This window comes from Streptomyces sp. NPDC053665 (genome assembly GCF_055585285.1).
On the sequence record NZ_JBVJKK010000003.1, the window covers coordinates 902724 to 916861 of the forward strand.

Annotated in this window: 9 protein-coding genes and 1 pseudogene; 5 read left to right on the forward strand and 5 right to left on the reverse strand. The window is 72.0% G+C overall.

Annotation, left to right across the window (positions count from 1 at the left end):
• Positions 1 to 145: 145 nt before the first annotated feature.
• Positions 146 to 1552, forward strand: a complete 1407-nt coding sequence (locus ACZ6ZN_RS17085) for a cation:dicarboxylate symporter family transporter (RefSeq protein WP_451879583.1) — start codon at positions 146 to 148, stop codon at positions 1550 to 1552.
• Between the two features lie 83 nt (positions 1553 to 1635).
• On the opposite strand, the gene ACZ6ZN_RS17090 is transcribed toward ACZ6ZN_RS17085, so the two are convergent.
• Positions 1636 to 2265: a TetR/AcrR family transcriptional regulator gene (locus ACZ6ZN_RS17090; protein WP_451879582.1), complete on the reverse strand. Its 630-nt coding sequence runs from the start codon at positions 2263 to 2265 to the stop codon at positions 1636 to 1638.
• 145 nt (positions 2266 to 2410) lie between these two features.
• Between ACZ6ZN_RS17090 and ACZ6ZN_RS17095 the strand changes: the two genes are divergently transcribed.
• The 4 genes from ACZ6ZN_RS17095 (at position 2411) to ACZ6ZN_RS17110 (ending at position 7291) form a co-directional block, all read left to right on the forward strand.
• The gene (locus ACZ6ZN_RS17095; protein WP_469646872.1) at positions 2411 to 4081 is read left to right on the forward strand and encodes an MFS transporter; all 1671 of its coding nucleotides are present in this window, start codon (positions 2411 to 2413) and stop codon (positions 4079 to 4081) included.
• 52 nt (positions 4082 to 4133) lie between these two features.
• Positions 4134 to 4544 (forward strand): MerR family transcriptional regulator, encoded by a 411-nt coding sequence (locus ACZ6ZN_RS17100; protein ID WP_398106485.1) that lies wholly within the window; start codon positions 4134 to 4136, stop codon positions 4542 to 4544.
• A 20-nt stretch (positions 4545 to 4564) separates the two neighbouring features.
• Positions 4565 to 4879 carry a thioredoxin family protein gene (locus ACZ6ZN_RS17105; RefSeq protein ID WP_469646941.1) on the forward strand — a complete coding sequence of 105 codons (315 nt, stop codon included), beginning with the start codon at positions 4565 to 4567 and terminating at the stop codon, positions 4877 to 4879.
• A gap of 180 nt (positions 4880 to 5059) precedes the next feature.
• Positions 5060 to 7291, forward strand: a complete 2232-nt coding sequence (locus ACZ6ZN_RS17110; protein ID WP_469646875.1) for a HelD family protein — start codon at positions 5060 to 5062, stop codon at positions 7289 to 7291.
• 68 nt (positions 7292 to 7359) lie between these two features.
• Here ACZ6ZN_RS17110 and glgB read toward each other — a convergent pair whose 3' ends face one another.
• The 4 genes and pseudogenes from glgB to ACZ6ZN_RS17130 form a co-directional block, all read right to left on the reverse strand.
• Positions 7360 to 10341, reverse strand: a complete 2982-nt coding sequence (gene glgB / locus ACZ6ZN_RS17115) for a 1,4-alpha-glucan branching enzyme (RefSeq protein ID WP_469646878.1) — start codon at positions 10339 to 10341, stop codon at positions 7360 to 7362.
• A gap of 29 nt (positions 10342 to 10370) precedes the next feature.
• Positions 10371 to 11813 carry a maltokinase N-terminal cap-like domain-containing protein gene (locus ACZ6ZN_RS17120; protein ID WP_398106482.1) on the reverse strand — a complete coding sequence of 481 codons (1443 nt, stop codon included), beginning with the start codon at positions 11811 to 11813 and terminating at the stop codon, positions 10371 to 10373.
• 194 nt (positions 11814 to 12007) lie between these two features.
• Positions 12008 to 13708 carry a maltose alpha-D-glucosyltransferase gene (treS, locus tag ACZ6ZN_RS17125; RefSeq protein WP_469646881.1) on the reverse strand — a complete coding sequence of 567 codons (1701 nt, stop codon included), beginning with the start codon at positions 13706 to 13708 and terminating at the stop codon, positions 12008 to 12010.
• Positions 13705 to 14138: pseudogene (locus ACZ6ZN_RS17130) on the reverse strand (alpha-1,4-glucan--maltose-1-phosphate maltosyltransferase); the annotation flags it as partial. The pseudogene ACZ6ZN_RS17130 and the gene treS, both read right to left, overlap by 4 nt.

Consider the following 14138-nt stretch of genomic DNA (forward strand, 5'->3'; position numbering starts at 1 on the left):
CGGAAGGGTGACCGCGCTCACAGCGCACGACATAGTCACGGCATTCCCCACAACGCACCTCCGGGAGCCTCGACCTGCTTCCCGGAGTTCCCCGGACGTGAGCCGCACGCCGGTGATGCCGACGACGTCGTCAAGGAGGGCCGCCGTGACCAGCGCAGCCGATACGGCACCTGCCGCACCCCGAGCCAGGCGGGACCGCACGCACTACCTGTACATCGCGGTGATCATCGCGGTCGCCGCCGGTATCGCGGTGGGCCTGGCCGCACCCGACTTCGCGCAGGAGCTCAAGCCGATCGGCACCGGGTTCGTGGCCCTGATCAAGATGATGATCTCGCCGATCATCTTCTGCACGATCGTGCTGGGCATCGGCTCGGTCCGCAAGGCCGCCAAGGTCGGTGCCGTCGGCGGTATCGCCCTCGGCTACTTCATGGTCATGTCGCTGGTCGCACTGGCCATCGGCCTGGTCGTGGGCAACATCCTGGAGCCGGGCACCGGCCTCGCGGTGACCGACGCGGTCAAGGACGCCGGCCACGCCCAGATCGACTCCGAGGCCAAGGACACCACCGAGTTCCTGCTCGGGATCATCCCGACCACCATCGTGTCGGCCTTCACCAGCGAGTCGGTGCTCCAGACCCTGCTGATCGCCCTGCTCGCGGGCTTCGCCCTCCAGGGCATGGGCGCGGCCGGGCAGCCGATCCTGCGCGGCATCGAGCACATCCAGCGGCTCGTCTTCCGCATCCTGGCCATGGTGATGTGGGCGGCCCCCGTCGGCGCGTTCGGCGCGATCGCCGCCGTCACCGGCTCGGCGGGCGTGGAGGCGCTCAAGAGCCTGGCCGTGCTGATGCTCGGCTTCTACGTGACCTGCTTCCTGTTCGTCTTCCTGGTGCTGGGCACCCTGTTGCGCGTGGTGTCGGGGCTGAACGTCTTCTCGCTGTTCAAGTACCTGGGCCGCGAGTTCCTGCTGATCCTGTCCACGTCCTCCTCCGAGTCCGCGCTGCCGCGCCTCATCGCCAAGATGGAGCACCTGGGCGTCAGCAAGCCGGTGGTCGGCATCACCGTCCCGACCGGCTACTCCTTCAACCTCGACGGCACCATGATCTACATGACCATGGCGTCGCTGTTCATCGCCGACGCCATGGGCACCCCGATGTCCGTCGGCGAGCAGATCCCGCTGCTGCTGTTCCTGCTGGTCGCCTCCAAGGGCGCCGCCGGTGTCACCGGCGCCGGCCTCGCGACCCTGGCCGGCGGGCTCCAGTCGCACAAGCCGGCCCTGGTGGACGGCATCGGCCTCATCGTCGGCATCGACCGCTTCATGAGCGAGGCCCGCGCCCTGACGAACTTCGCGGGCAACGCGGTCGCCACCGTGCTGATCGGCACCTGGACCAAGGAGATCGACCGGGCCCGCGTCGACCAGGTGCTGGCCGGCCGGCTGCCGTTCGACGAGAAGACGCTGCTGGACGACGGACACGGCGGGCAGGAGGCCCGGCCCGCGGACGACCCGGCCGGGGACGTTCCCGGGCAGGGCGGTGAGAAGGAGCTGGCGAAGGCCTGAGGGCCGCTTCGCCCCGCGGACGCCGGGCGGCCCGGGCGACGACCCCCCTCGTCGCCCGGCCGCCCGGTCTCACTGCGCGCGGTTCAGTCGTTCAGTCTCGCCACCAGCGCGGTGGCGTCGGAGGCGGGCACGCCCGCCGCGGTCAGGATGGTGACCGCGGCGCAGCGGCCCGCCTCCCGCGCGTCCACCAGCCCGTCGTTCACCGCCTCCATCAGCGCCACCAGCATCTGCTCGTGCACGTACGCCAGGGCCGGCGGGGGCAGCGGTGAACTGAAGACGCCCTGCCCGGCCCCGCGCCGCAGCACCTCGGTGGCCGCCTCCCGGACGGGGGCGAGGCGCTCCCGGATGCCCTGCATGGTGACCGTGCGCTGGGCGAGGGCGATCAGCAGCCGGTAGCGGTCGGCCAGCTCCCAGACCGCCAGCACCGAGCGGGCCACGGCCTCCGCCGGGTCCTGCACCCCCTCCCGGCCCGCCGCGTGGGCGGCCGACAGCGCCAGCACCGCCTCGTCGACGAGCGTGCTGATCAGCGCCTCGCGGTTGGGGAAGTGCCCGTACACCGTCCGCCGGACGACGCCGGCGGCGCGGGCGATCTGGTCCATGGACGCGTCGGGGTCGCGCAGCAGCTCGGCCAGGGCGACGTCGAGGATGCGGCGCCGGTTGGCGTCGGCGCGGCTGGAGTGGCCGGGGGCGCGGCCGGGGTGACCGGTGGGCATGCCAGCCATTCTGCCCGCCCCGCCCGGGGGGACGCCTCTGTTGTTTGCACAGTTCTGTGCAACAGGCGTATATTGCACATGACTGAGCAATTGCACAGTGCTGTGCAATCACCGTCGCGCACACCGGAGGAAGGCGACCCCTGCCATGCGACTCGTCGTGACCGAACCGGCCGACAGGACGGACCAGCCCTACGCACGCCGCTGGTGGGCGCTGCTGGTGCTGTGCCTGAGCCTGCTGATCATCGTGATGGCGAACACGGCCCTGACCGTCGCCGCGCCCGACATGACCGCCGACCTCGGCCTGACCAGCGCCGACCTGCAGTGGGTGATCGACGGGTACACCGTCCCCTACGCGGCGCTGATGCTGCTGCTCGGCGCGATCGGCGACAAGTACAGCCGCCGGGGCGCGCTCGTCGCGGGGCTGGCGGTGTTCGGCGGCGGCTCCGTCCTCGGCTTCCTCGCCGACAGCGCCGCGACCGTGATCGCCGCCCGGGCCGTGATGGGCGCGGGCGCGGCGATGATCATGCCGGCCACGCTCTCCCTGCTCGCCGCGACCTTCCCGCGGGCGGAGCGTGCCAAGGCCATCACCCTGTGGACCGCCACCGCCGGACTCGCCATCGCGGCCGGGCCCCTGGTCGCCGGGGCCCTGCTCCAGGGGCACGGCTGGTCGTCGACGTTCCTCATCAACGTGCCCGTCGCGGCCCTCGCCATGGTCGGCGCGTTCGTCCTCGTCCCGCCGTCCCGGGCCGGGCACCGCGACCGGATCGACTACGGCGGCGGACTGCTGTCGGTGGTGTGGATCGCCGCGCTCGTCTACATGATCATCGAGGGTCCGCACTTCGGCTGGGGCGTCGAGGCCGTCACGGCCGCCGTCGTCGCCGGCGCCGGCCTGGTGGCCTTCGTGCTGTGGGAGTTGCGTCACCCGCGCCCCATCCTCGACGTCCGCCGCTTCACGGACCGCGGCTTCGCCGGGTCCAACCTCGCCGTCGCGCTGTTCTTCCTGGCCGTCTTCGGCGCGTTCTACTACCTGACCCAGCACCTGCAGTTCGTGCTCGGCTACGACGCCCTGGACACCGGGCTGCGCATGCTGCCGCTGGCCGGTGCGGTCTTCGCCGGTTCCGCGCTGACCGGGTACCTCACCCCCCGGGTCGGCATGAAGTGGACCGTCACGGCCGGTATGGCCGGGGGCACGGCGGCCCTGGCCCTGCTGACCCGGGTCGACTCCACGTCGTCCTACGGCGACTTCGTCGCACCCCTGATCGTCCTCGGCCTCGCGATCGGGCTGGCGCTCTCGCCCTGCACCGACGCGATCATGGGGGCGTTCCCGGAGCCGGAGCTGGGCGTCGGCGGCGCCGTCAACGACACCTCGCTGGAGCTGGGCGGCTCCCTCGGCATCGCCGTCCTGGGCTCGCTGCTGGCGACCTCCTACTCCGGCCACCTGTCCGACGCCACGTTTGGCAGCAAGCTGCCCGCCTCCGCCCTGGACACCGCCCAGGACTCGGTCGGCGCCGGGTACGCCGTCGCCCGGGGCATCGGCGACCGGGCACGTCAGCTGGCCGAGCAGGCGGCCCACACCGGCGACCCCCAGCAGGCGGAGCGGCTGCGCGCCCAGGCCGGGCAACTCGGCGACGGAGCACGGCAGATGACCGACGCGGTGGGTGCGGCCTTCTCCGACGCCGTCGCGCACACCAGCCTCGTCGGGGCCGTGATCCTGGGCGCGGGCACCCTGCTGGTGGCCCTGCTGCTCCCCGGCCGGGGCAAGCCGGCGGCCGAGTCCGCCGAGGAGAGGGAGCCGGAGACCGCCGGGGCCCGCTAGCGGGCGTCCCGCCGTTGCCTTGACGCCGGGGGCAAGGATTACGTTCGGCGGTATGCGAATCGGCGAGCTGGCCGCGCGGGCCGGGACCACGACGCGGACGCTGCGGTACTACGAGTCGCGGGGCCTGCTGCCCGCGCGGCGCACCGGGAACGGCTACCGCACCTACGACGAGAGCGATCTGCGGCTGCTGCGGCAGATCCGGACGCTGCAGGACTTCGGGTTCGACCTGGAGGAGACGCGGCCGTTCGTGGAGTGCCTGCGCGCCGGGCACCCCGAGGGGGACTCCTGCCCGGCGTCCCTCGCGGTCTACCGGCGCAAGCTGGACGAACTCGACGCGCTGATCGGCCAGCTGAGCACCGTGCGCGAGACGGTGGCACGGCAGCTGGCCCGCGCCGAGCTGGCCGCCGAGGCGGAGGTTCCGGGCGGTCCGGAACCCGTGTGCGAGCTGGGAGGGAACCCGTGACGAGCAGGGTGAGCGACGGCGTGACCGAGGTGACGGACGCCGATTTCGAGTCCGAGGTGATCGGCGCGGCGCTGCCGGTGCTGGTGGAGTTCACGGCCGACTGGTGCCCGCCCTGCCGGCAGATGGGGCCGGTGCTGAAGGCCCTCGCCGCGGAGGAGGGCGAGCGGCTGAAAGTCGTGCAGCTGGACGTGGACGCCAACCCGGTCACGACGCAGGCCTACAAAGTGCTCTCGATGCCGACCTTCCTGGTGTTCCGCGACGGCGAGCCCGTGAAGGCGATGGTGGGGGCACGGGCCAAGCGGCGGCTGCTCCAGGAACTGGACGAGGTGCTGTAGCCGAGGCGGGCGACCCGCCCGGAAACGGGAAATCCCCCGAGCAATTGCGCTCGGGGGATTTCCTTGCGTATATTTGTCTGTTCGTGACTTCAAGTCCATTGCAGTCACAGTGAAGTTCAGTGAGCACAGTATATCCGGGCGGGAGCGGAATTGTCAAACACCGAGTTTCCGGACGATGAATTGCGACAGGAACAGGAATTCATCGACGGGTTGTACGCGCGCGTGGACGCACTGCGCGGCGACACCGAGACCTCCGTCACGGACGCCCTCGCGCAGGGCAACACGCCCATGCAGGCCCGGCTCGAACGGGACATCCTCGTCGCCGAACGCTCCGGGCTGCTCGCCGCGCTGAACGCGGTGGACGGCTCCCTGTGCTTCGGCCGGATCGACCTCACCTCGGGCGTCAGCCACCACATCGGCCGCATCGGCCTGCGCACCGCCGACAGCGAGCGCACCCCCGTCCTGATCGACTGGCGCGCCGAGGTCGCCCGTCCCTTCTACCTGGCCACCGGGCACACCCCGATGGGACTCAGGCGCCGGCGGCACATCGCCACCGAGGGCCGCCGCGTCACCCACCTGCACGACGAGATCCTCGACCTCGGCGACGAGACGCGCACCGGTCACGAGGACCCCACCGGCGACGCGGTCCTGCTCGCCGCGCTGGACTCCGCCCGTACCGGCCGCATGGGCGACATCGTGCGGACCATTCAGGCCGACCAGGACCGCATCATCCGCGCCCCGCACCGCGGTGTCCTCGTCGTGGAGGGCGGGCCGGGCACCGGCAAGACGGCCGTCGCCCTGCACCGTGCCGCCTACCTGCTGTACGAGCACCGGGAGCTGCTCGCCAAGCGGGCCGTGCTGATCGTCGGGCCCAACCCGGCCTTCCTCGGCTACATCGGCGAGGTGCTGCCCTCGCTGGGCGAGACCGGCGTGCTCCTCGCGACCGTCGGCGAGCTGTACCCGGGCGTGCGGGCGACCGCCGTCGACACCCCCGCTGCGGCCGCCGTGAAGGGGCGGGCCGAGATGGCGGACGTGCTCGCCGAGGCCGTCCGCAGCCGGCAGGCGCTGCCCGACCCCGTCATCACCGTCGAGCACGAGCGCGAGGTCCTCATGCTCGACGACGGTCTGGTCAACGTCGCCCGCGAGCGCACCCGTGCCGTGCGGCTGCCGCACAACACGGCCCGCGAGCACTTCGAGGGCCACATCCTCAACGCGCTCACCGACCTGTACGCCGAGCGGATCGGCACCGATCCCTTCGACGGGTCCAGCCTGCTCGACCCCAGCGACATCACGCAGATCCGCGACGACCTCGCCGAGAACCCCGAGGTGTGGGCGGCCGTCGACCGGTTGTGGCCGGTGCTCACCCCCGAGCGGCTCGTCGCGGACCTCCTCGCCGCGCCCGAGGAGTTCCTGTCCGCCGAGGACGCCGACGCCGTGCGGCGGCCCGTGACCCGGCACTGGACGGTCGCGGACGTGCCGCTGCTGGACGAGGCCGCCGAACTGCTCGGCGAGGACGACCGGATCGCCCGGGACCGCGCCGCGCGCGAGCGGGAGCGGCAGATCGCCTACGCGCAGGGCGTGCTGGACGTGTCGTACGCCTCCCGGACCTACGAGTTCGAGGACAAGGAGGAGGACGACCCCGAGAGCTCCGAGGTGCTGTCCGCGCACGACATCATCGACGCCGAGCGGTTCGCCGAGCGGCACGAGGAGGACGACCACCGCAGTGCCGCCGAGCGCGCGGCGGCCGACCGCACCTGGGCGTTCGGGCACATCATCGTCGACGAGGCGCAGGAGCTGTCGCCCATGGCGTGGCGGCTGCTGATGCGGCGCAGCCCGACCCGTTCCATGACCCTGGTCGGCGACCCCGCCCAGACGGCGGAGGCGGCCGGGGTCGGCTCCTGGTCCGACATCCTGGCCCCGTACGTGGAGGACCGCTGGGAGCACACCCGGCTGGGCGTCAACTACCGCACCCCCGCGGAGATCATGGACGTCGCGGCGGCCGTGGTGCGGGCCGAGAACCCGCGGTTCGAGCCGCCCGGCTCGGTCCGCTCCACGGGCGTGCGTCCCTGGGCCCGCCTCACCGACGACCTGCCCGGCGCCGTCGCCAAGGCGGTCGGGGAACTCACCCCCGCCGAGGGGCGGCTCGCGGTGATCGCCCCGCGCGCCCTGCACCGGGGCATCGCGACCCGGCTGGACGGCGTGACGGCGGGCGCCGAACCGGACCTCACGCAGACGGTCGTCCTGCTCGACCCGCGGCAGGCCAAGGGCCTGGAGTTCGACTCCGTGCTCGTCGTCGAACCCGGCCGCTACGGCACCAGCGACCTGTACGTGGCGCTGACCCGGGCCACCCAGCGCCTCGGCGTCGTGCACACCGGCCCCCTGCCCGAGGCGCTCGCCGACGCCCTGGCGTGACACACCGCAGCCGTGCCCGGCCGTTCCCCGGCCGGGTACGGCACGTCACCGCGGTGGTACCCGGCCGCTCAGGCCGGCCGCAGCCACACCGTCGCCAGCGGGGGCAGGGTCAGGCGGATGCTGGCCGGGCGGCCGTGCCAGGGCTGGGGCTCCGGCTTGACCGGGTCCGGGGCCGTCACGTCGCTGCCGCCGTAGCGGGCCGCGTCGGTGTTGAGGACCTCGTGCCAGGCGGGGATCTCCTCGGGGACGCCGAGCCGGTAGTCGTGGCGGATGACCGGCGCGAAGTTGGAGACCGCCAGCAGCGGGTTGCCCTCCGGGTCCAGCCGCAGGAACGCCACCACGTTGTCGTCGGCGGCGTCCCCGACGATCCACTCGAAGCCCGCCGGGTCGGTGTCCAGCCGCCACAGCGCCGGGGTGGCGCGGTAGACCGCGTTGAGGTCGCGGACCAGATCCCGCACGCCCCGGTGGTCCGCCTCCGCCCCGTAACCCGGGTCGAGCAGCCACCAGTCCGGGCCGTGCACCTCGGACCACTCCGCGCCCTGCGCGAACTCCTGGCCCATGAACAGCAGTTGCTTGCCCGGGTGGGCCCACATGAAGCCGAGGTAGGAGCGCACCCCGGCCCGCTGCTGCCACCAGTCGCCCGGCATCTTCGACACCAGGGAACCCTTGCCGTGCACGACCTCGTCGTGCGAGATCGGCAGCACGTAGTTCTCGCTGTAGGCGTACACCATGGAGAAGGTCATCTCCCCGTGGTGGTACTTGCGGTACACCGGCTCGTGGCTCATGTACTGCAACGAGTCGTGCATCCAGCCCATGTTCCACTTCAGCCCGAAGCCGAGCCCGCCGAAGCCGCTCGGGCCCTTGTGGTGGGTGGCCCGTGTGACGCCGTCCCACGCGGTGGACTCCTCCGCGACCGTCACCACGCCGGGCACCCTGCGGTACACCGTCGCGTTCATCTCCTGGAGGAACGCCACCGCGTCCAGGTTCTCCCGGCCCCCGTGCTCGTTCGGCGTCCACTGGCCCGGCTCGCGGGAGTAGTCGAGGTAGAGCATCGAGGCGACCGCGTCCACGCGCAGCCCGTCGATGTGGAACTCCTCGCACCAGTACACCGCGTTGGCCACGAGGAAGTTGCGGACCTCGTTGCGCCCGAAGTCGAACTCCAGCGTCCCCCAGTCGGGGTGCGCGGCCCGCAGCGGGTCCTCGTGCTCGTACAGCGGGCGCCCGTCGAACTCGGCCAGCGCCCAGGCGTCCCGCGGGAAGTGGGCCGGCACCCAGTCCATGAGGACGCCGATGCCCGCCTGGTGCAGCTTGTCGACCAGGTACCGGAAGTCGTCCGGCGTGCCCAGCCGGGCCGTCGGCGCGTAGAAGCCGGTGACCTGGTACCCCCAGGACCCGCCGAAGGGGTGCTCGGCGACCGGCATCAGCTCCACGTGCGTGAAACCGAGGTCCTTCACGTACGCGGGCAGCTGCTCGGCGAGCTGACGGTACGTCAGCCCCGGTCGCCAGGAGGGCAGGTGCACCTCGTACACCGAGAACGGCGCCTCGTGCGCCGGGGCCTGCGCGCGGCGCTCCAGCCACTCGGCGTCGCCCCACTCGTAGTGCGAGGAGGTGATGACCGACGACGTGGCGGGGGGCACCTCGGTGCGGCGGGCCATCGGGTCGGCGCGCAGCGTCCTCGACCCGTCGGGCCGGGTGATGTCGAACTTGTACAGCTCGCCCTCGCCGACGTCCGGCAGGAACAGCTCCCACACCCCGGACGAACCCAGCGACCGCATGACGTGCCCGGTGCCGTCCCAGAAGTTGAACGTGCCGGCCACGCGCACACCGCGGGCGTTCGGCGCCCACACCGCGAAGCGGGTGCCGGTCACGCCCTGGTGCGTCGTCGGGTGGGCGCCCAGCGCCGTCCACAGCTCCTCGTGCCGGCCCTCACCGATCAGGTGCAGGTCGAGATCACCGAGCGTGGGCAGGAAGCGGTAGGCGTCCTCCGTCTCCAGCAGCGTCCCCTCGTAGCGCACCAGCAGCCGGTACTCCGGGACCTCCGTCAGCGGCAGCAGCCCCGAGAAGAACCCCTCGCCGTCGTCGTGCAGCTCCGCCCGCACCTCACCGGCGAGCACCGTCACCGCCAGGGCGTACGGACGGAACGCCCGGAAGGCGATGCCGCCGGGCACGGGGTGTGCGCCGAGCACGGAGTGCGGGTCGTGGTGCGTGCCGTCGAGCAGCCGCGCGCGGTCCTGGGGGTCGACGGCGGGGGAGACGGCGACCTCCATCTCCGGAGGAACCACCTGGGCGGTGGCCTCCTGTGCCGCAGCCCCGACGGCCGGAGCCTTCCCGGCCGGTGGCTTTCCGGCCGGGGCCTTCTTGGTTGCCTTCCTCGGCGCCGTCGCCTTCTTCTCGGCGGTCTTCCTCGCGGGGGCCCGCTTGGCGGGGGCCTTCGTGGCGGGGGCCTCGGCGGTGGCCGCCGGCGCGGCCGCGGCCTTCACCGCAGCGGCTTCGGTGGCCGCCGCCTTCTTCGTCACGGCCTTCTTCGTCACGGCCTTCTTGGCGGCGGCCTTCTTGACGGCGGCCTTCTCCGCCGGGGCCTTCTCGGCCGTGGTCTTCCGGGCGGTGGCCTTCTTCGCGGCGGACTTCACCGCGGCCGTCCCGGCGGCCGTCGCCTTCTTCGCCGTGGTCTTCTTGGCGGTGGTCTTCTTCGCCGCGGTCGTCCTCGCCGCCGTGGCCGGTTCGGCAGCCGTCGCCGCCCCGGCCTCCGCCGGCTGCGCCGCCGGCGTCCTGGTCGCGGCGACCTTCCTGGCCGTGGACTTCACCGCGGCCGCCTTCTTCGTGACGGCCTTCTTGGCGGCCGCCGCCTTCTCGGGGGCCGCCTTCGCGGCAGTGGCCGTCTTCTTGGCCGCCGCCTTCTTCGCGGCCGCCGTCTTCTTCGCCGCTGCCTGCTTCGGCACCGCCGTCTTCTTCGCGGCGCTCTTTCGCTGCGCGGCCGTGGGCTGCTCGGGGATCTTCTCCCCGGCCGTCCCCTTGGGACGCGGACCGCTGGACTCAGGACGGGGGGTCACGGGCGGAGCCTCCAGGACGAGGGGGTGGGTCAGGTCAGGTGGCCGGACGAGGCCAGCCGCTCTATGGCGGCCAGCGGGACCGGCAGCCAGTCGGGGCGGTGCCGGGCCTCGTACACCACCTCGTAGATCGCCTTGTCCGTCTCGAAGGCGCGCAGCAGCACCGGGTCGGTGCGCGGGTCGCTGCCGGAGGCGTCGGCGTAGCCGGAGCAGAAGGCGGCCCGGCACGTCTCGGCCCAGTCCGGCTGGGCCGGGTCCACCGAGCGCGCCGCGTAGTCGAAGGAACGCAGCATGCCGGCCACGTCCCGCACCGCCGGCTGCGGCATGCGCCGCTCGGACAGCGGACGGGCCGGTTCGCCCTCGAAGTCGATCAGCCACCACTCACCCGACGGCGAGCGCAGGCACTGCCCCAGGTGGAGATCGCCGTGCACGCGCTGCGCGGTCCAGGTGCGGCCCTCCGAGGCCAGGTCGGCGAGCGCCGTGAACGCCGAGCGCAACCCGCCGGCGTAGGGGCGCAGCGCGGGCACCGCCTGGACGGCCGTGTCCAGGCGCTCGATCATGCCGTCGACCATCAGCCGCAGCTGCATGTGGCCGAGCGTCACCGTGGGCAGTGCGCGGGCCAGCGCGGTGTGCACCTCGGCGGTGGCCCGCCCCAGGGCCCGTGCCTCGGCGGCGAAGTCCTCGCCCTTCGCCAGTTCGCGCAGCGCCAGCTCCCAGCCGTCGGAGGCACCTTGCAGGAACGGCTGCAAGACGCCCAGCACGTACGGCTGCCCGGCGAGGTCCGCCGGGCCGCCCATGGCGACCGGGTCGGACGCGGGGTCGACGTCTGCGACCATCCAGGCCGTCGGCGCGGGCACCCGGGGGCAGCCCTCGCGGGCCAGCGCCAGCGGCAGCTCCAGATCGGGGTTGATCCCCGGCACGATCCGGCGCAACAGCTTCAGGATGAACGTATCTCCGTAGACGACCGACGAGTTGGACTGCTCGGCGGTCACCACGCGCGGTACCAGCCCCGAGCGGATGTCCTGCTGCGGGTCCCGGTCGAAACGGAGCCCGCCGATGCGCGCCCGGGTGCGCAGGGCCTCCAGGAGCAGTTCGGCGGGCCTGGTGTCGTGCAGGGCGTCGTAGACCGTGCGGCCGGCCAGCGGCCCCGTCGACACGTGTCCGATGAGCGCGGGCGCCAGCCGAGGCGGCAGCGCCTCGCGCACGCCTATCAGCAGCTGGTAGCAGTCACCGGGGTGGTCCGGCGCCCCGTGGGACGGCACGAGCGGCTGGTGGGCGCGCACGAGCAGGTGATACAGACCGAGCTTCGCCGTGCCCGGGAGCAGCTCGGTGGCCCCGACCAGCGTGAACCCGGTGACCGGCCGTCCTTTGCCCGCGAACCAGCGCTGCCGCGGCAGCCATTCCCGCAGCAGTGGCTCCAGGGATGCGAGAAGGCCGGGCGGGGTGGCGACGGTGCGTGTGACGGCTTCCGACATGGCCTCGCGTCCTTTCACCCATTCTTGATGCGCCCCCTGATGCCTGCAACCGGCCCGGACGGCGCTCCTCCGGCATACGCGGGTGGGCGGGGTGTTACTAGTGCGTGCCCCGGGCGGGGCGGAGGAAACGCCCCGCCACGGGGGTTTGCGGCCCGCCGCGCGGATCAGGCCTCAGCAGGCCTGTCGTTCGGCTTTCACACGGCGTCCTTGCGGAGCCGGAACCAGTAGAAACCGTGCCCGCCGAGGGTCAGCAGGTACGGCAGTTCACCGATCGCGGGGAAGCGGACCCCGCCGAACAGCTCCACCGGGTGCCGGCCCTCGAAGGCGCTCAGATCCAGCTCCGTGGGCTGCGCGAAACGCGAGAAGTTGTTCACGCACAGCACCAGGTCGTCCTCGTACTCCCGCAGGAACGCCAGCACGGCGGGGTTGGACGAGGGCAGCTCGGTGTAGGAGCCGAGGCCGAACGCGGGGTTCTGCTTGCGGATCTCGATCATGCGCCGGGTCCAGTGCAGCAGCGACGACGGCGAGGCCATGGACGCCTCGACGTTGGTCACCTGGTAGCCGTAGACCGGGTCCATGATCGTGGGCAGGAACAGCCGCCCGGGATCGGACGAGGAGAAACCCGCGTTGCGGTCGGGCGTCCACTGCATCGGGGTGCGCACCGCGTCGCGGTCGCCGAGCCAGATGTTGTCGCCCATGCCGATCTCGTCGCCGTAGTACAGGATCGGCGAGCCGGGCAGCGACAGCAGCAGGGCGGTGAACAGCTCGATCTGGTTGCGGTCGTTGTCCAGCAGCGGTGCGAGCCTGCGGCGGATGCCGATGTTGGCCCGCATGCGCGGGTCCTTGGCGTACTCGGCCCACATGTAGTCGCGCTCTTCGTCGGTCACCATCTCGAGCGTCAGCTCGTCGTGGTTGCGCAGGAAGATGCCCCACTGGCAGCGCTCGGGGATGGCCGGGGTCTTGGCCAGGATCTCGGAGACCGGGTAGCGGGACTCGCGCCGCACGGCCATGAAGATGCGGGGCATGACCGGGAAGTGGAAGGCCATGTGGCACTCGTCGCCGCCGGCGGCGTAGTCGCCGAAGTAGTCGACGACGTCCTCGGGCCACTGGTTGGCCTCCGCCAGCAGCACGGTGTCCGGGTACTGGGCGTCGATCTCCTTGCGCACCCGCTTGAGGAAGGCGTGGGTCGCCGGGAGGTTCTCGCAGTTGGTCCCCTCCTCCTGGTACAGGTACGGCACCGCGTCGAGCCGGAACCCGTCGATGCCCAGGTCCAGCCAGAACTTCAGCGCGGAGATCATCTCCTCCTGCACGGCCGGGTTCTCGTAGTTGAGGTCCGGCTGGTGCGAGAAGAAGCGGTGCCAGTAGTACTGCTTGCGGACCGGGTCGTAGGTCCAGTTGGAGGCCTCGGTGTCGACGAAGATGATCCGCGCGTCCTGGAACTGCTTGTCGTCGTCGGCCCACACGTAGTAGTCGCCGTAGGGGCCGTCGGGGTCCTTCCTGGACTCCTGGAACCACGGGTGCTGGTCGCTGGTGTGGTTCATGACGAAGTCGATGATCACGCGCATGCCGCGCTGGTGGGCGGCGTCGACGAACTCCACGAAGTCGGCGAGGTCGCCGAACTCGGGGAGCACGGCGGTGTAGTCGCTGACGTCGTAGCCGCCGTCACGCAGGGGCGACTTGAAGAACGGCGGCAGCCACAGGCAGTCGACGCCGAGCCACTGGAGGTAGTCCAGCTTGGCGGTCAGGCCCTTGAGGTCGCCGACGCCGTCGCCGTTGCTGTCCTGGAACGAGCGGACCAGCACCTCGTAGAAGACGGCGCGCTTGAACCAGTCGGGGTCGCGGTCCCTGGCCGGGGTGTCCTCGAAGGTGTCCGGCACGGGTTCGTTGACGATCATATTGTGGGTGACCCTCCGATCTGCGGGGTGGACGGTCGCAGCACCGAGAAGACGTGCGCGGGACGCCGGCCCGGCTCGAGGCGCACATAGTTGGACCTGCCCCAGTGATAGGTCTCGCCGGTGAGCTCGTCGCGCACCGGCACCGACTCGTGCCAGTCCAGGCCGAGTTGCGGCATGTCCAACGAGACCGTGGCCTCCTGGGTGTGGTGGGGGTCGAGGTTCACGACCACCAGAACCGTGTTCGAACCCTGCCGCTTCGAGTACACGATCACCGCGTCCTGGTCCGCGTGGTGGAAGTGCAGGTCGCGCAGCTGCCGCAGGGCCGGGTTCTCCCTGCGGACGGTGTTGAGGCGGGTGATCAGCGGGGCGATGCTGCGTCCCTCGCGTTCGGCCGCCTCCCAGTCGCGGGGCCGCAGCTGGTACTTCTCCG

What these genes read in the sequence shown, in the direction of transcription:
- ACZ6ZN_RS17090 (WP_451879582.1), bottom strand. Translation starts at nt 2,265, where the DNA reads ATGCCCACCGGTCACCCCGGCCGCGCCCCCGGCCACTCCAGCCGCGCC.
- ACZ6ZN_RS17095 (WP_469646872.1), top strand. Translation starts at nt 2,411, where the DNA reads ATGCGACTCGTCGTGACCGAACCGGCCGACAGGACGGACCAGCCCTAC.
- ACZ6ZN_RS17100 (WP_398106485.1), top strand. Translation starts at nt 4,134, where the DNA reads ATGCGAATCGGCGAGCTGGCCGCGCGGGCCGGGACCACGACGCGGACG.
- ACZ6ZN_RS17120 (WP_398106482.1), bottom strand. Translation starts at nt 11,813, where the DNA reads ATGTCGGAAGCCGTCACACGCACCGTCGCCACCCCGCCCGGCCTTCTC.
- treS (WP_469646881.1), bottom strand. Translation starts at nt 13,708, where the DNA reads ATGATCGTCAACGAACCCGTGCCGGACACCTTCGAGGACACCCCGGCC.